General features: G+C 70.0%; 16 protein-coding genes. 2 read left to right on the forward strand and 14 right to left on the reverse strand.

Annotated elements, in window-relative coordinates:
• Window positions 1-267 precede the first annotated feature (267 nt).
• The 8 genes from METUNV1_RS17010 to METUNV1_RS17045 all read right to left on the reverse strand — a co-directional run bounded on the left by METUNV1_RS17010 (window position 268) and on the right by METUNV1_RS17045 (window position 5,270).
• Window positions 268-945, reverse strand: coding sequence for an urease accessory protein UreF (locus METUNV1_RS17010; protein ID WP_008063937.1), 678 nt, complete (start codon window positions 943-945; stop codon window positions 268-270).
• Window positions 942-1,436 carry an urease accessory protein UreE gene (ureE, locus tag METUNV1_RS17015; protein WP_008063938.1) on the reverse strand — a complete coding sequence of 165 codons (495 nt, stop codon included), beginning with the start codon at window positions 1,434-1,436 and terminating at the stop codon, window positions 942-944. The genes METUNV1_RS17010 and ureE overlap by 4 nt, the downstream gene beginning before the upstream one ends.
• A gap of 26 nt (window positions 1,437-1,462) precedes the next feature.
• A complete protein-coding gene (gene ureC, locus METUNV1_RS17020) occupies window positions 1,463-3,175 on the reverse strand; it encodes an urease subunit alpha (RefSeq protein WP_008063939.1) in 1,713 nt (570 codons plus the stop codon).
• 7 nt (window positions 3,176-3,182) lie between these two features.
• On the reverse strand, window positions 3,183-3,398 hold the full coding sequence (locus tag METUNV1_RS17025; RefSeq protein ID WP_008063940.1) for a hypothetical protein: 216 nt from the start codon (window positions 3,396-3,398) through the stop codon (window positions 3,183-3,185).
• A gap of 67 nt (window positions 3,399-3,465) precedes the next feature.
• Window positions 3,466-3,792, reverse strand: coding sequence for an urease subunit beta (locus tag METUNV1_RS17030; RefSeq protein ID WP_008063941.1), 327 nt, complete (start codon window positions 3,790-3,792; stop codon window positions 3,466-3,468).
• 15 nt (window positions 3,793-3,807) lie between these two features.
• Window positions 3,808-4,086 carry a hypothetical protein gene (locus tag METUNV1_RS17035; protein WP_008063942.1) on the reverse strand — a complete coding sequence of 93 codons (279 nt, stop codon included), beginning with the start codon at window positions 4,084-4,086 and terminating at the stop codon, window positions 3,808-3,810.
• Window positions 4,087-4,093: 7 nt separating this feature from the next.
• A complete protein-coding gene (locus METUNV1_RS17040; RefSeq protein ID WP_008063943.1) occupies window positions 4,094-4,396 on the reverse strand; it encodes an urease subunit gamma in 303 nt (100 codons plus the stop codon).
• A 16-nt stretch (window positions 4,397-4,412) separates the two neighbouring features.
• Window positions 4,413-5,270 (reverse strand): urease accessory protein UreD, encoded by an 858-nt coding sequence (locus METUNV1_RS17045; protein WP_008063944.1) that lies wholly within the window; start codon window positions 5,268-5,270, stop codon window positions 4,413-4,415.
• Window positions 5,271-5,391: 121 nt separating this feature from the next.
• On the opposite strand from METUNV1_RS17045, the gene METUNV1_RS20145 reads away from it, so the two are divergent.
• On the forward strand, window positions 5,392-6,243 hold the full coding sequence (locus METUNV1_RS20145; protein ID WP_008063945.1) for a S1 family peptidase: 852 nt from the start codon (window positions 5,392-5,394) through the stop codon (window positions 6,241-6,243).
• Window positions 6,244-6,250: 7 nt separating this feature from the next.
• Here the strand turns inward: METUNV1_RS20145 and METUNV1_RS17055 are convergent, their stop codons facing one another.
• The 6 genes from METUNV1_RS17055 to METUNV1_RS17080 form a co-directional block, all read right to left on the reverse strand.
• Window positions 6,251-7,378: an HD domain-containing phosphohydrolase gene (locus METUNV1_RS17055; protein WP_008063946.1), complete on the reverse strand. Its 1,128-nt coding sequence runs from the start codon at window positions 7,376-7,378 to the stop codon at window positions 6,251-6,253.
• 78 nt (window positions 7,379-7,456) lie between these two features.
• On the reverse strand, window positions 7,457-8,056 hold the full coding sequence (locus tag METUNV1_RS17060) for a nucleotidyltransferase family protein (protein WP_008063947.1): 600 nt from the start codon (window positions 8,054-8,056) through the stop codon (window positions 7,457-7,459).
• 121 nt (window positions 8,057-8,177) lie between these two features.
• Window positions 8,178-9,206 carry an XdhC family protein gene (locus tag METUNV1_RS17065; RefSeq protein WP_008063948.1) on the reverse strand — a complete coding sequence of 343 codons (1,029 nt, stop codon included), beginning with the start codon at window positions 9,204-9,206 and terminating at the stop codon, window positions 8,178-8,180.
• A 64-nt stretch (window positions 9,207-9,270) separates the two neighbouring features.
• Window positions 9,271-11,481, reverse strand: a complete 2,211-nt coding sequence (locus METUNV1_RS17070; RefSeq protein ID WP_008063949.1) for a xanthine dehydrogenase family protein molybdopterin-binding subunit — start codon at window positions 11,479-11,481, stop codon at window positions 9,271-9,273.
• Between the two features lie 11 nt (window positions 11,482-11,492).
• Window positions 11,493-11,951: a (2Fe-2S)-binding protein gene (locus tag METUNV1_RS17075; protein ID WP_008063950.1), complete on the reverse strand. Its 459-nt coding sequence runs from the start codon at window positions 11,949-11,951 to the stop codon at window positions 11,493-11,495.
• An 84-nt stretch (window positions 11,952-12,035) separates the two neighbouring features.
• Window positions 12,036-14,204 (reverse strand): xanthine dehydrogenase family protein molybdopterin-binding subunit, encoded by a 2,169-nt coding sequence (locus tag METUNV1_RS17080; RefSeq protein ID WP_008063953.1) that lies wholly within the window; start codon window positions 14,202-14,204, stop codon window positions 12,036-12,038.
• A gap of 148 nt (window positions 14,205-14,352) precedes the next feature.
• On the opposite strand from METUNV1_RS17080, the gene METUNV1_RS17085 reads away from it, so the two are divergent.
• Window positions 14,353-15,303, forward strand: a complete 951-nt coding sequence (locus tag METUNV1_RS17085; RefSeq protein WP_008063955.1) for a LysR family transcriptional regulator — start codon at window positions 14,353-14,355, stop codon at window positions 15,301-15,303.
• Window positions 15,304-15,307: the final 4 nt, after the last annotated feature.

Raw genomic sequence — 15,307 nt, forward strand, 5'->3', positions numbered from 1 at the left:
CGTGTGACCTGGGCCGCATCGCGACGGGGCGTCGCGCCCACCGGGTGCGGCACATGTTTGCGCACTTGGGTCGGGACTGTGGCCTGCCGGCGCTCATGCGAACCAGGCGGATCGCGCGCTCTGCACCCTTGCCCGGATTGTGGGAGCGGCGCCCTCGCCGCGACGGTGCGGTGGATCGGACTCCGGCCCGTGAACGAGGCCGCATCGCGGCGGGGGCGCCGCTCCCACTGGATCTGCAGCGGCGGCTGGCGTGCGGCGTGGCCGTGCTCATGATCGGAACAGCCGCGAGTACTGGGTTTCGTGCCGGCAGCTGGCGAGCGCGAGGCCGGGCGCGAAATTGCTCCAGTCCTCGCGCGGCAGTTCGAGCGCGGTGGCGACGCGGGCCGGCATCGCCTCACCGAGCGCCATCAGCAGGCGCTGGCCGGCGGTCTGGCCCAGCGGCACCGCCTTGATCGCGGCCATCACCTGGTTTTCCGCCCAGGCCCAGGCCCAGGCGGTCAGCGCCGGTTCGACCGGTACGCCCAGCGCCACCGCGGCGCCGGACCAGGCGGTCGGGTAGGCGATGTCGCCGCGGTCGGCAAGGCGGGCAGCGACGCCGGCGCATTCCGGCAGCGCCTTCAGCAGCTGCAGGCAGGAATAGCCCATCTGCACCGTCTCGGCCCGCAGTTCGGCCGCTTCGCGGCTGGCCAGGTAGTCGTCGTTCAGGTCCAGCACCGCCGCGATGTCGTCGGCCGCCCAGGCGCGCATCTGCGCGGCCAGCAAGGGCAGTTCGAAGGTGGCGATGCCGGCGTCGAACACCGCGGCGATCCACGCCCCGGCGTCCGCCTCGGTCCGGATCGCGCCGCAATCGACCTGCCATTCCAGCCCCTGCGAATAGCTGAAGGCGCCGACCGGCAGCGTCGGGCTGGCCAGATGCAGCAGGCGGACCAGGGCCAGCGTGTTCATGCGCCGCCGCCGAACAGGTGCAGCTTCGCGCCGGTCTGTTCGGCGTGGGCGTGCGTGTGGTGCGCCGGGTGGCCGCCGTAGGCGCCGGCTTCCGGCTCGAATGGCGCCTGCGTCTCGCACACATCGAGGCCAAGGCCGGCCAGCATCTGCGCCAGCACATGGTCGGCGGCCAGCCGCAGCAGGCCCGGCTGTACCTCGACCGCGACGTGGCGGTTGCCGAGGTGGTAGGCGGCGCGCGCGATCAGCAGCGGGTCTGCGCTGCGTGCCTCGATCACCGTTTCCGGCGCGGCCTGTACCGCGACAACGCGGCCGTCATTGCCGGCCAGCCGGTCGCCGCCGCGCAGTATCGTGCCGCGCGGCAGGAAGAGGCCGACCTCCTCGCCCGAATCCAGGCGCGTGCGCAGCCTGCACTTGGCGCGCAGTTCGAAGGTCAGCGTCAGCGTATCGGCCGGCACGGCGTTGGCCGGCGCGAAGGTTTCGATCAGCAGCATGTCGTGTGCGGGCGAAGCCCGCCGGTTCAGAACAGGAAATAGCGCTGCGCCATCGGCAGCACCGCGGCGGGTTCGCAGATCAGGGCTTCACCGTCGGCGCGCACTTCGTAAGTCTCCGGATCGACATCGATCCGCGGCTGCCAGCCATTCAGCACCATGTCGGACTTGCGGATGGCGCGTGTGTTGCGCACCGGCTCCAGCCGCTTGGCGAGGCCGAGGTCGGCGATTTTCGGGTTGTTCAGCGCGGCCTGCGACACGAAGGTGAGCGACGTCTTCAGACCGCCGGCGTAGCTGCCGAACATCGGCCGGTAATGCACCGGCTGCGGTGTCGGGATGGACGCGTTCGGGTCGCCCATCGCGGCGGCGGCGATCATGCCGCCCTTGAGGATCAGGCTGGGTTTGACGCCGAAGAAGGCGGGGCGCCACAGCACCAGATCGGCCAGCTTGCCCGGTTCGACCGAGCCGACGATGTGGCCGATGCCGTGCGTGATCGCCGGATTGATCGTGTACTTCGCGATGTAGCGGCGCACGCGGAAATTGTCGGCGGCCGGCGAGCGGCCGTCCGGGTCGCTCAGCGTGCCGCGCTGCAGCTTCATCTTGTGCGCCGCCTGCCAGGTACGGATGATCACTTCGCCGACCCGGCCCATGGCCTGCGAGTCGGACGACATCATCGAGAAGGCGCCGAGGTCGTGCAGGATGTCCTCCGCGGCGATGGTTTCGCGGCGGATGCGGCTTTCGGCGAAGGCCACGTCCTCGGCGATGGCCGCGTCCAGGTGGTGGCACACCATGAGCATGTCGAGGTGCTCGTCTATGGTGTTCACCGTGTACGGCATGGTCGGATTGGTCGACGACGGCAGCACGTTGGGCAGGCCGGCCGCGCGCAGGATGTCCGGCGCATGGCCGCCGCCCGCGCCTTCGGTGTGGAAGGTGTGGATGGTGCGGCCCTTGAAGGCGTCCATCGTCGTTTCGACGAAGCCTGACTCGTTCAGCGTGTCGGTGTGGATGGCGACCTGTATGTCCATGTCCTCGGCCACCGACAGGCAGGTGTCGATCGCCGCCGGCGTGGTGCCCCAGTCCTCGTGCAGCTTCAGGCCGATCACGCCGGCTTCGATCTGTTCGCGCAGCGGCGCCGGCTGCGACGCATTGCCCTTGCCGAGGAAGCCGAGGTTCATCGGAAAGGCGTCGGCCGCGGCCAGCATCGAGTGGATGTGCCACGGACCCGGCGTGCACGTGGTGGCGAAGGTGCCGGTGGCCGGACCGGTGCCGCCACCCAGCATCGTCGTGACGCCGGACATCAGCGCCTCTTCGATCTGCTGCGGACAGATGAAGTGGATGTGGCTGTCGATGCCGCCGGCGGTGACGATCATGCCTTCGCCGGCGATGATTTCGGTGCCCGGCCCGATCACGATGCCGACACCCGGCTGGATGTCCGGATTGCCGGCCTTGCCGATCGCGGCGATGAAGCCGTTCTTCAGGCCGATGTCGGCCTTCACGATGCCCCAGTGGTCGACGATGAGCGCGTTGGTGATGACGGTGTCCATCACCTCTGCCGCGCAGCGCTGGCTCTGGCCCATGCCGTCACGGATCACCTTGCCGCCGCCGAACTTGACTTCCTCGCCGTAGACCGTGCAGTCGCGCTCGACCTCGATCCACAGATCGGTGTCGGCCAGACGCACGCGATCGCCGGTGGTCGGGCCGAACATTTCCGCATAGGCCTGCCGGCTGATGCGCGTGCTCATGCGTCGATCAGTCCTTGAACATGCGGCGGGCCGAGCGGGCGCGCCGGCGCATCATCAGTCCGCCGAGGCCGCCGACGACCGCCGCCGCGATCAGCAGCGCCACGTGGTCCGGCTCGCTCATCAGGTGCAGCAGCGCGTCGCCCATGCTGCCGTGGTGTTCGCCCGGGTGGGCCCAGGCGTAGCCGCTCCACGCCAGCGTCAGGGTCATCAGTGCCTGCATCATTGCGGTGCTCCTTTCAGGAAGATTGAATCGGTTCGAAATCGTTGCGAGCCTGCACCCGGCCGGGCGCTCATGCGCCGCCCGGCACCTTGTCCAGCGAGCCCTGCACGCGGCCCTTGAAGCCATACACCCGGCGCTCGCCGGCCAGCGCCACCAGCGTCACCGTGCGCATCTGGCCGGGCTCGAAGCGCACCGCGGTGCCGGCCGCGATGTCCAGCCGGTAGCCGCGCGCGGCGATGCGGTCGAACAGCAGCGCGTCATTGGTTTCGGCGAAGTGGTAGTGCGAGCCGACCTGCACCGGCCGGTCACCGCTGTTGCGCACGTCCAGCGTGAGCGTGGGGCGGCCGGCATTCAGTTCGATGTCGCCGTCGGCGACCTGCATCTGTCCCGGGATCATGTCCAGTCCTTCATGTCAGCCGGAGCGCGCACCAAAACGGTAATCGCGCCCGGGCTTGGTGCCGTCGTCGGCCGGCGCACCGTCGCTGCGGCGCTCGAGCATGTCGCGCACCAGCAGCAGGCTCACCAGCAGGTCTTCGTCGTCGGTGCGTTCCTCGATGTCGGCCAGCGTGCGGGTGCGGTAATCGAGATCGGTGCGCAGCGCGTCGAGGTTCACCGACTCGCCCAGGCTGCGCCGCACGCCCAGCTTGAAGCGTGCGAGCCGGCGGGCCAGCTCCATGTCGTCGTCGCTCATGCCGCCCTCACGGTATCGGGTGATGGACGGTGACCAGCTTGGTGCCGTCCGGGAAGGTGGCTTCGATCTGGATGTCCGGAATCATTTCCGGCACGCCTTCCATGACGTCGTCACGGCTGAGCAGGGTCGTGCCGTGGCTCATCAGTTCGGCCACGCTGCGGCCGTCGCGCGCGCCTTCCATGATGGCGGCGGTGATGTAGGCCACCGCTTCCGGGTAGTTCAGCTTCAGCCCGCGTGCGCGCCGGCGTTCGGCCAGCAGCGCGGCGGTGAAGATGAGCAGCTTGTCCTTTTCGCGCGGAGTCAGTTCCATCGTGCGGTCGGTCGGTTCAGGTGTTCCAGATGCGCGGTGTCTGCGCCGGTCGTCCGGCCAGGGCCGGGCGGATGAGCGACCACAAATGCACGAACCATGCCCGCGCTGCCTGCGTGCAGTCGCCACGCCAGCGCGCGACCAGCAGATGGGGCAGGCGGGTGACGCCGCCGTGACCGCCGGGGTCCGGCAGCGCGCGGCAGGCGGCGAGCAGCGCGTCGTCGGCGTCCAGTCCGGCGGCGATCAGCGTGCCGAACACCGGTGCCCCGGCCAGGCCGGCGACCGAGCCCAGCAGCGGCGCGTCGCCGGCGATGCGCGCCTGTTCCAGCCAGATCGTGCGGCCGCCCAGCCGGATGCGGGTATCCACCGCCAGCCGGCCGCTGCGGTAGCGCTCGCCGCTGGCGGTGCGGCCCAGGCACCACAGGTCCATGCCGATGAAACGGCCGCCGGCCGCCAGATCGACGCAGGTCGAGGCGCGGGCGCGCGCGCCGTCGAACACGATGGCCTCCTGCGGCAGCCATTCCAGCAGCCCGCCCGCGGCCACCCGCAGCCGCTGTTCCGCCTGCGCGAGCGGTCCGGCGCTGCGGTACCACTTGGCCGCGCCAGGCGTGGTGAGCAGCGCGTGGGCGGCCGGGCCGACCTCGACATCGACCTGCAGCCGGTCGCCGCCGGCGATGCCGGAGGGCGGGTGCAGCAGCAGCGTGTGGCACACCGCCGGCCCTTCGGGATAGAGCGCCTTCTGCACCCGCAAGGGGCCGTGATGCGCGCGATGCGCCAGCACGGTGCGGTGGTCGAGCGCGCGGTAGGCCAGGCTGAGGGAAGCCGGCCAGCCGCACTCGGTGCCGGCGGCGTCAGCGGGAACAGGGGCAGGCGTCATGTGCGGGGCGGAAAAGGCGCAAGAGGCGGAAAGGGGGCGGGATCGAAGTGCCTGGAACCGTGGGCACTGTCCGACGGACAAAGCACGTCGTGTGCCGCACGCATCCGCGAGGTGATTCCGCATGAAGCGCGTTGTCCCTGCCTGTCTGACCGTCCTGCTGACCTGTCTGCTGCCGGTGCTCGCGCCGCCGGCGGCCGCGGTCGATACCGTGCCGCCGCCCGGCCTGCTCGACCGGGTGCCGGTGGCCGCCCGCACCGTGTTCCAGATCTACGCGAAGTCCGAGCGCGGCACCTCGTCCGGTTCCGCGGTGGTGGTCGGCCCCGGGCTGCTGGCCACCAGCTGCCACGTGCTGAACGATGCCAGCCGGGCGGTGGTGGTGCAGACCGGCGAAGCGCTGCCGGTGACCCTGGTGGCGGCGGACTGGCGGCGCGACCTGTGCGTGGTGCAGTCGGACCAGATCGATACCCGGGCGGCGCCGCTGCTGCCGTCCAGCCAGCTGCGCAAGGACGATCTGGTGTTCAGTCTGGGCTTCACCGGTGGCCGCTTCGCCTACGACCTCGGCCGGGTGAAGCAGCTGTACGCGATGGACGGCAGCCGGGTGCTGCGCGGCAATGCGGCCTTCGCCGCGGGGGCGTCCGGCGGCGGCCTGTTCGACGAGGAAGGGCGGCTGGTGGGCATCCTCACCTTCTACAAGCTGAGCCCCGACCACACCATGTTCTTCGCGGTGCCGGCCGACTGGGTGCCGGAGGTGCTGGCCGCCGGCATACAGCCGCGCACCGCGGACAGCCACCCGTTCTGGGCCGAGCGCGAAGAGCTGCGGCTGCCCTTCCTGCAGGCGGTGCAGTACGAATACGAAGGCCGCTGGGACGCGCTGGCACAGTATGCGCAGGGCTGGCTGGAGCGCGAACCGTCGGCGCCGGAGGCGCGCGACACGCTGGAACAGGCGCGGGCGCGGGCCGCACCGGCGCCCTGAGAGGCGCTCAGCCGGACAGGCCGAAGCGCTTCTGGATCGCGCCGACTTCGCCGATGCAGCTGGCGAAGGCGCTCACGCAGTGCGGGTCGAGCTGGCCGCGGTCGCTCATCCGGGCCAGCTCGGCCAGCGCCTCCGCATTGGTCCAGGGCTTCTTGTACGGCCGTTCGGCGGTGAGCGCGTCAAAGACGTCGGCGATGCTGACGATGCGCGCTTCCAGCGGAATCTCGTCGCCGCGCAGTCCGCGCGGGTAGCCGCTGCCATCCAGCAGTTCGTGATGGCAGCCGACGATGTTGCGCAGGATGGCCAGATAGGGCGTGGTCGCCAGCCCGGCTTCCTGCATGACTTCGTTGATCAGCTTCACGCCCAGTTCCACATGGCCCTGCATCAGCCGCCGTTCGCTGTCGTTCAGCCGGCCCGGCTTGAGCAGGATGCTGTCCGAGATGCCCACCTTGCCGATGTCGTGCAGCGGCGAGAACAGGTACAGATGCTCGATGAATTCGTCATCCAGCCGGTAGTGGCGCGCCACCCGCTGCGCGATCAGCCGCACGTAGCTCGACATGCGGTCGAGATGACGGCCGGTCTCGATGTCGCGCAGGTGGGCCAGCCCGCGCGCCACCTTGACCATGCCCTCCACCGCGTGCGACAGGTTGAACACGTTCAGTACCGACAGCCGGCACAGCTGAACGTAGATCTGCAGATCGTCCGGCAGGCGGCCGTCAAAGGCGCCGGGCTTGCGCGAATCGAAGAACAGGAAGCCGAGCAGCGTGCCCGCCTGGTAGAGCGGCACCGTGTAGCTGCTGCGATAGCCGCGCGCCAGCAGCCACACCGTGTGCTCGCCGTGCGGCAGCGGCAGCTGGGTGAAGTCGTGGATCACCCGGCTTTCGCGCCGCGACGCCAGTTCGGACAGCGAGGGCACCTCCGACAGCGGGCGCTCGTACAGCGCCAGCGGGTCGGTCACATCGCTCGAATTCACATAGGTCTTGAGCAGCCCATGCCGCGCGTCATACAGCGCGATCGCGATGCGATGCACCTGGGGGTGATGCTGGCGCACCTGTACGTGCAGCCAGCGCATCTGGTCGGTGAGCGAGCTGCCGCCCTCGTCGTCCAGATGTTCGTAACTGACCTGTTGGTCCATGAGTCGTTCAGAGAAGTGGGGCCGTGAGCGAATAGCGTCCGCGCCGCGGTGCGGCTTGAATGCCCGCAGACTAACCGATCATCGGCCGGGAGGTGTTCCGCCGTCCGCCGGGGGCGGCATCAGGTCGCGCGGGTGATCGACGTCGCGCAGCACCGCGTCGTCCGCGCTGTCGACCTGACGCACCGTCGCGCCGCGCAGCAGTTCGCGCGCGCCCTGGTCGCCGCTCAGTGCGCACAGGGCGGGCCGGTGCGCGGCACCGAAGGCGACCGGATGGCCGCGCCGGCCCGCGAAGGCGGCGGCGGCGATGTCCTCCGGTGTCTGCAATGCGGCCGCGACTGCGCGGATGATCCGCGGGTCCAGCCAGGGCATGTCGGCCAGCGCCACCAGCCAGCCGTCGGCGTCCGCGCTGGCCCTGACCGCAGCGGCCAGCGCATGGCCCATGCCGCCTTCGGCCGCGGCGCTTTCGACGATGCGGCAGCCGGCATCGCGCAGCTGGGCCGCCAGGGCGGGCTGCCCGGGGCGGATGACCGCCAGACTGCCGGGCAGGGCGGCGCACAGCGCTTCTGCGGCGTGCGTGGCCACGCTGCGGCCGTCCGGCAGCGGCGCCATCAGCTTGCTGACGCGGCCGTCCGGATCGAAGCGGCGGCCGAAACCGGCGGCGAGCAGGATGCCCTGCATCAGGCGAAAACCGCCGTGACGGCGGGGTACGGCGTGCCGGCGCGCCGGACCGACGACGGAGGGGGGTGTCGTCTGCCCGGCGGCCGTACGCCGTTCGGTTGCGCGCCCGCAGGCGCGCGTGTCAGGTGGGTGCGACCGCGCACGACGACAGCGTGTCGGCCGCGATGTCGAGCGCGGCCTTGGCGTCACGCACGTTGAGCAGGCTGTCGGCGGCGGCGCCGTTCTTCATCGCCACCAGTTCGGCGGCGATCGACACCGCGATCTCGGCCGGCGTGCGGCTGCCGATGTACAGACCGGCCGGGCCGTGCAGACGTTCGATCTGCGCTTCGCTCAGATCGAATTCCTTCAGCCGCTCGCGCCGCGCATCGTTGTTGTGACGCGAGCCGAGCGCGGCCACGTAGAAGGCAGGCGACTTCAGCGCCTCCATCAGCGCCAGGTCGTCCAGCTTCGGGTCGTGGGTCAGCGCGATCACCGCGGTGCGCGCGTCCGGCCGCATCGCGATGACGACGTCGTCCGGCATGTCGCGCGTGAGCACGGTGCCCGGCACGTTCCATTCCTCGCTGTATTCCTCGCGCGGATCGCATACGGTCACCGCGAAATCGAGTGCGCTGGCGATGCGCGCCAGCGCCGACGACAGCTGGCCGGCGCCGATCAGCAGCAGCCGGTAGCGCGGGCCGAACACGCTGATCAGCGTGTGGCCGTCGAAGTGCAGCCCCTGGTCGGCGTGACCGGCGTGCAGCGTCGCGCGGCCGCTGGCCAGATCCAGCCGGCGGGTGGCCAGTTCGTTGCGGGCCAGCCGGTCCAGCAGCTCGTCCAGTGCGCCGGCGTCGGCCAGCGGCTCCAGCACCAGCTGCAGGGTGCCGCCGCAGGGCAGGCCGAAGCGGCGGGCTTCGTCTGCAGTCACGCCGTAGCTCACCGTGTGCGCATCGCGCGGCAGACCGTCGCGCCGCAGACGGTGGATGAGGTCGTCCTCGATGCAGCCGCCGGACACCGAACCGACCGCGCGGCCGTCGTCGCGCAGCGCCAGCAGCGCGCCGGGCGGACGCGGCGACGAGCCCCAGGTGCGCACCACGGTCGCCAGCATGACGCGGTGGCCGGCGTGCAGCCAGTCGCGTGCGCGGGTGAGGACTTCGAGATCGAGACTGTCCATGGATGGATCTCCGTGAGCCGCGGACGGTACGCCGCCGGTCAGGCCGCGTACCGTCCGCGACGGGTCATGCCTGCAGCTGTTCGCCGATCGGCAGCGTGTGGATCGTCTTGCCGGTAGCGGCACGCAGCGCGCTGGCCAGCGCCGGCGCGAGCGGCGGCACGCCCGGTTCGCCGACGCCGGTGGGCGCGGCGGCTGACTTCACGATATGCACCTCGACCTTCGGCATTTCATTGATGCGCAGCACCGGGTAGTCGTTGAAGTTGGACTGTTCGACCAGGCCGTCCTTCAGCGTGATCGAGCCGGTCAGCGCGGCGGCCAGCGCGTAGCCGATGCCGCCTTCCATCTGCGCCTTCACCACGTCCGGATTGACCACGATGCCGCAGTCCACCGCGCACACCACGCGGTCCACCTTGAAGCTGCCGTCCTTCTGCACCGTCACCTCGACCACTTCGGCGACGAAGCTGTTGAACGATTCATGCACCGCGACGCCGCGGCCGCGCTTCGCACCGTCGGCGGCCGGCGCCAGCGGCTTGTTCCAGCCGGCCTTCTCGGCGGCCAGCTTCAGCACGCCGGCGTGGCGCGGATGCTTCTTCAGCAGCGCCATGCGGTAGGCGACCGGGTCCTTGCCGGCGGCCATCGCCAGATCATCGAGGAACAGCTCGGTCGCGTAGGCGGTGTGGGTCGAGCCGACCGAACGCCACCACTGCACGGGCACCTTCACGTCGGCGTTGGTGGTGTGCAGGTCCACGTTCAGGTTGGGGATGGCGTAGGGCAGCGTGGCCGCGCCTTCGACCGAGGTCACGTCGATGCCGTCCTTCACCAGCACCGGCTCGAACGGCGAGCCGGCGATGATGGATTGGCCGACGATGCGCTGCTGCCAGGCGACCGGCATGCCCTTCGCGTCGAGCGCGGCGCGCACGCGGTGCAGGTAGATCGGGCGGTAGAAGCCGCCGCGCATGTCGTCCTCGCGGCTCCACACCAGCTTGACCGGCGCGCGGCCCTTGATCGCCTTCACGATCTGCGCGGTTTCCAGCAGATAGTCGGACTGCGGGTTGGCGCGACGGCCGAAGCTGCCGCCGGCATACACCATGTTCACGGTCACCCGGTCCGGCTCGATGCCGAAGGCCTTGGCGATCGCGAACTGGTCGGCGGTGTGCAGCTGTTCGCCGTTCCACACCTCGCACTGGCCGTTCTCGAACTTCATGACGCAGTTCAGCGGCTCCATCGATGCGTGGGCCAGATACGGGAACACGTATTCGGCTTCATACACCTTGCCGGCCTTGGCCAGCGCCGCTTCGGCATTGCCGTCGTTGCGCGCGTTCAGGCCCGGCGTCTTCGCGCGTTCGCGGTAGCTGGCGACGATGGCGTCGCTGCTGCCGCGGTAGGCCTGGGACTCGTCCCACTCGATCTTGAGCGCGTCGCGGCCCTTCTTCGCGGTCCAGTAGTCGGTGGCCAGCACTGCCACGCCGTTCGGGATCACGACCACGTCGCTCACGCCCTTCACGGCGCGTGCCGCCTTGTCATCGACCGACTTCACGCGGCCGCCGAAGCGCGGCGGATGCGCCACCACCGCCACCAGCATGCCCGGCAGCTTCACGTCCTGGGTGAAGGTGGCGCGGCCGGTGGTCTTGGCGACGCTGTCCACGCGCGGCGCGCTGCGGCCGATCAGGTTGAACTGTTTCGGATCCTTCAGCTTCACGTTCGCCGGCACCGGCTGGCGCGCGGCGGCTTCCGCCAGTTCGCCGAAGCCGGCCTTGCGGCCGCTGGCCGCGTGCGACACGACGCAGTTCTTCACCGTGATCTGCGATGCCGGCACCTTCCACTGCGCGGCAGCGGCGGACACCAGCATGGCGCGGGCGGTCGCGCCGGCCCGGCGCATCTGTTCGAAGGAGTTGGCGATGGCGGTACTGCCGCCGGTGCCCTGCGCCTTCCAGAACAGGTTGCTGTAGCGCCTGGCGTCGGCCGGCGCGCCCTCGACCTTGACCCGCGACCAGTCGGCGTCCAGTTCCTCGGCCACCAGCGTGGCCAGACCGGTATAGATGCCCTGGCCCATTTCGAGGTGCTTGGACACCACGGTGACCGTGCCGTCGGTACCGATGCGCAGGAAGGCGTTCGGCGAAAACTCGCCATCGACCATCGCGCTGCCGGCGTGGCCGGGGCCGCCTGCTTCGGCCAGCGCCAGCGTGGGCGTCATGACCGCCAGCGCGAGGCCGGCACCGCCCTTCAGGAAGCCGCGGCGGGTGGTCTGGAGTGCGTTCTCGATGCGGAAAATCATCTGTGCGCTCCTCAGGCCAGGGACTTGGCGGCTTCGTGGATGGCCGCACGGATGCGGACGTAGGTGGCGCAGCGGCAGACGTTGCCGCTCATCGCGGCGTCGATGTCGGCGTCGGTCGGCTTCGGGTTCGATGCGAGCAGCGCGGTGGCCGACATGATCTGGCCGGACTGGCAGTAGCCGCACTGCACCACGTCCAGCTTCTGCCACGCGGCCTGCACCGCGGCGCCCACCTTGGCTTCGCCCACCGCCTCGACGGTGGTGATCTTCTTGCCCTTGACCGCGGACAGCGGCGTCACGCAGGAGCGCGTGGCCTGGCCGTCGACATGCACGGTACAGGCGCCGCACATGGCGATGCCGCAGCCGAACTTGGTGCCGGTCATGTTCAGGCCGTCACGCAGCGCCCACAGCAGCGGCGTGTCGTCCGGCAGGTCGACCGCGACGTCGCGGCCATTCAGGTTGATCGTTGCCATGTTTGAGCCCTCATCGGAGCGGCGGTGTCTGCCGCCGGGTGGGTGAAAATCGCGGGCCGGGCCCGCGCAGAAAAGTGCTTGCCGTCAGGTGTTCTTCGCCGCCAGCTGCCCCGCAATCGGCAGCGTGCGGATGCGCTGGCCGGTGGCGGCGAACACCGCGTTGACCACCGCCGGTATCGCCACCGAGGTGCCGGGTTCGCCGACGCCGCCCGGCGCTTCGCCGCTGGGCACGATATGGACGTCGATGCGCGGCGCTTCGTTCATCCGCATCATGCGCACGTCGTGAAAATTGCTCTGCTGCACGCGGCCGTCAGCCAGCGTGATTTCGTTCCACAGCGCGGCGGTGAGGCCGAACATGATGCCGCCTTCCATCTGCGCCGCGACGGTGAGCGGATTGACCGCGAAGCCGCAGTCGATGACACAGGTGACGCGGCGCACGCGCACTTCGTTGTCCGCATTCACCTCGACTTCGGCGACCTGGGCGATATGGCTGCCGAATACCTGCATCAGCGCCACGCCGCGGCCGGCGCGCACGCCGTCCGCCGCCTTGAGCGGCGTACCCCAGCCCGATTTTTCGGCGACCAGATCGAGCACCGCGCGGGCGCGGCCATCCTTCACCAGCGCGCGGCGGTAGGCCACCGGGTCCTGCCCGGCCGCGGCGGCCAGTTCGTCGATGAAGCCTTCGACCACGAAGCCGTTGCGGGTCGGTCCGACGCCGCGCCAGAAGGCGGTCGGCACCGCCGGCGGTTCCACCCGCAGGTATTCGACCCGCATGGCCGGAATCGCGTACGGCAGTTCGACCGCGCCATCGACCGCGTCCGGATCGACGCCGTCCTTGAAGGCCGGCGGAAAGAAGCGGGCCATGATGGACGAGCCGGCGATGCGGTGCGTCCACGCCACCGGCATGCCTTTGGCGTCGACTGCTGCGCTGATGCGGTCCAGATAGGGCGGGCGGTACATGTCGTGCTGGATGTCTTCCTCGCGCGTCCAGACGACCTTGACCGGACCGCGCACCTGCCTGCCGATGGCCACCGCCTGGGCGATGAAATCGACTTCCAGCCGGCGGCCGAAACCGCCGCCCAGCAGATGGTTGTGGATGCGTACCTGCTCCGGCTTCAGGCCGGCGGTCTGCGCGGCCACCGCCTGCGCGATGCCCGGCACCTGGGTGCCGACCCAGATGTCCAGACCATCGGCCTTCAGGTCCACGGTGCAGTTGATCGGCTCCATCGTCGCGTGCGCCAGCATGGGCTGGCGATAGACGGCGTCGACGCGGCGTGCACCGGCTTTCATCGCCGCGTCGGCGTCGCCGGCCTTGTGCGCGACCGCACCCGGGCTTTCCGACGACTTCTCGAGCTGGGCGAAGATCTGCGCGGTGTCGAGTTTCGCGTGCGCGCCGTCCTTCCAGCGCGGCGCACAGGCGGCCAGCCCCTGTTTCGCCGCCCACATGTGATCGGCCACCACCGCCACCGCGTTGTCCAGCTTCACGACCTGGCGCACGCCTTTCACCTTCAGCGCGGCGGCGTCGTCGACACCGGCCAGCGTGCCGCCGAACACCGGCGACGCGGCCACGGTGGCCACCTTCATACCGGGCAGCACGGTGTCGATGCCGAAGCGGGCGCTGCCATTCACCTTGCCGGCGGCGTCGATGCGGCGCACCGGCCGGCCGACCAGGCGGAAATCCTTCGGGTCCTTCAGCGCGACACCGGTCGGCAGCGGCAGCGTGGCGGCGATATCCACCAGTTCGCCATAGGGCGCCCGTCGCCCGCCAGTCGCGTCGATCACCGCGCCGTCACGCGCCACCAGCTTCGCGGCGTCCGTATTCCACTTTTTCGCGGCCGCCTGCACCAGCAGCACGCGCGCCGTCGCACCGGCTTCGCGCATCGGCTTCCAGGCGCCGCGTATCGAGGTCGACCCGCCGGTGATCTGGGCGCCGATCAGCGGTTCGGCGTACTTCGGGTCCGGCGGTGCGTGTTCCAGCGTCACCGCGTCCAGCGGCACTTCGAGTTCTTCCGCGATGAGCTGGGGAATGGCGGTGTAGGTGCCCTGGCCCATTTCCACCTTGTGCATGACCAGCGTCACCGTGCCGTCGCGGCCGATGCGGATGAAGGCGTTGGGCGCGAACGGCCCGGCGTCCGCGGCCAGTGCGCGCGCGCCGGGCAGGCTCAGTTCGATCAGCAGACCCCCGCCGGCCGCGGCACCCATTTTCAGGAAGCTGCGACGGCTCAGACCGGTGTTCGGGGCGATCATGTGCATGAGGGAATACTCCGGGGGCGGCAGGAGGACGCGGGCGAGGCCTGCGTGCGCTCGTTCGCCTGAATGTGCGCAGGTCATTCGCGCACGACACACTGCGAAACATAGACGTTTTGTTTTTTTAGATCGACTGGTTAATCTTGTAAGCCCCATGAAGCAGAACTTAAAGATCGAGCCGGCCCTGCTGCCGGCCTTCAGCGCCTTCGAATGCGTGGCCCGGCATGCGAGCTTCACGCGGGCGGCGGCCGAACTCGGCGTGTCGGCGTCGGCGCTGTCGCAGACCCTGCGCACGCTGGAGCAGCGGCTCGGCGTGCGGCTGCTCACCCGCACCACGCGCAGCGTGTCGCTGACCGACGAGGGCGAGCGCTTCTACGACGGCGTGCGGGTCGGTCTGGACGAATTCGCCGCCGCGCTCGAGGGGCTGGCGCAGTCTCAGGGCCGCGCGACCGGCACGCTGCGCATCAACATGCCGCGTCCGGCCTACAAGGTGCTCATCGCGCCCCATCTGGCCGGTTTTGCGGTGCGCCATCCGGACGTGAAGCTCGAATTCGCGCTCGATGACGGGCTGGCCGACATCGTGGCGGAGCGTTTCGACGCCGGCATGCGCATGAGCGACACGATAGAGGCGGACATGGTGGCGGTGCCGATCGGCGGGCCGAACCGGATGATCACGGTGGCCGCGCCCGACTATCTGACCCAGCGTCCGCCGCCGCGCTCGGTGGAAGACCTGGGCCGGCATGAGTGCGTGCGCTACCGCTTCGCCTCCAGTGGCCGCACCATGCGCTGGATCTTCCAGCGCGACGGCCGGCCGCTGGAAGTCGAGGTCGATGGCCGCTACATCGTCAATGACGCCGATGCCGAGATCGATCTCGCCCGCCGTGGTCTGGCCATGGTGCAGACGCTGGAATCGCTGGTCGCCGACGACCTCGCCGACGGTCGCCTGAAGGCGGTGCTGGGCGAGTACGCGATGCCGATGTCGGCCATCCACCTGTATTTCCCGAGCCGTGCCCAGATGCCGCAGCGGCTGCGGGTGTTCATCGACTATTTCCAGCAGGCGAACGAAGCGCCAGCCCTTGCCAGCTCCCGGCCCCCGCGGGCTTGAGCGG

Origin of the sequence: Methyloversatilis universalis FAM5 (assembly GCF_000214035.2) — a bacterium.
Classification (GTDB): Bacteria; Pseudomonadota; Gammaproteobacteria; order Burkholderiales; family Rhodocyclaceae; genus Methyloversatilis; species Methyloversatilis universalis.

What these genes read in the sequence shown, in the direction of transcription:
- METUNV1_RS20145 (WP_008063945.1), top strand. Translation starts at nt 5,392, where the DNA reads ATGAAGCGCGTTGTCCCTGCCTGTCTGACCGTCCTGCTGACCTGTCTG.
- METUNV1_RS17035 (WP_008063942.1), bottom strand. Translation starts at nt 4,086, where the DNA reads ATGAGCGACGACGACATGGAGCTGGCCCGCCGGCTCGCACGCTTCAAG.
- METUNV1_RS17010 (WP_008063937.1), bottom strand. Translation starts at nt 945, where the DNA reads ATGAACACGCTGGCCCTGGTCCGCCTGCTGCATCTGGCCAGCCCGACG.
- METUNV1_RS17025 (WP_008063940.1), bottom strand. Translation starts at nt 3,398, where the DNA reads ATGATGCAGGCACTGATGACCCTGACGCTGGCGTGGAGCGGCTACGCC.
- METUNV1_RS17045 (WP_008063944.1), bottom strand. Translation starts at nt 5,270, where the DNA reads ATGACGCCTGCCCCTGTTCCCGCTGACGCCGCCGGCACCGAGTGCGGC.
- METUNV1_RS17080 (WP_008063953.1), bottom strand. Translation starts at nt 14,204, where the DNA reads ATGCACATGATCGCCCCGAACACCGGTCTGAGCCGTCGCAGCTTCCTG.
- METUNV1_RS17055 (WP_008063946.1), bottom strand. Translation starts at nt 7,378, where the DNA reads ATGGACCAACAGGTCAGTTACGAACATCTGGACGACGAGGGCGGCAGC.
- ureC (WP_008063939.1), bottom strand. Translation starts at nt 3,175, where the DNA reads ATGAGCACGCGCATCAGCCGGCAGGCCTATGCGGAAATGTTCGGCCCG.
- METUNV1_RS17075 (WP_008063950.1), bottom strand. Translation starts at nt 11,951, where the DNA reads ATGGCAACGATCAACCTGAATGGCCGCGACGTCGCGGTCGACCTGCCG.
- METUNV1_RS17065 (WP_008063948.1), bottom strand. Translation starts at nt 9,206, where the DNA reads ATGGACAGTCTCGATCTCGAAGTCCTCACCCGCGCACGCGACTGGCTG.
- METUNV1_RS17030 (WP_008063941.1), bottom strand. Translation starts at nt 3,792, where the DNA reads ATGATCCCGGGACAGATGCAGGTCGCCGACGGCGACATCGAACTGAAT.
- METUNV1_RS17040 (WP_008063943.1), bottom strand. Translation starts at nt 4,396, where the DNA reads ATGGAACTGACTCCGCGCGAAAAGGACAAGCTGCTCATCTTCACCGCC.
- METUNV1_RS17060 (WP_008063947.1), bottom strand. Translation starts at nt 8,056, where the DNA reads ATGCAGGGCATCCTGCTCGCCGCCGGTTTCGGCCGCCGCTTCGATCCG.
- ureE (WP_008063938.1), bottom strand. Translation starts at nt 1,436, where the DNA reads ATGCTGCTGATCGAAACCTTCGCGCCGGCCAACGCCGTGCCGGCCGAT.
- METUNV1_RS17085 (WP_008063955.1), top strand. Translation starts at nt 14,353, where the DNA reads ATGAAGCAGAACTTAAAGATCGAGCCGGCCCTGCTGCCGGCCTTCAGC.
- METUNV1_RS17070 (WP_008063949.1), bottom strand. Translation starts at nt 11,481, where the DNA reads ATGATTTTCCGCATCGAGAACGCACTCCAGACCACCCGCCGCGGCTTC.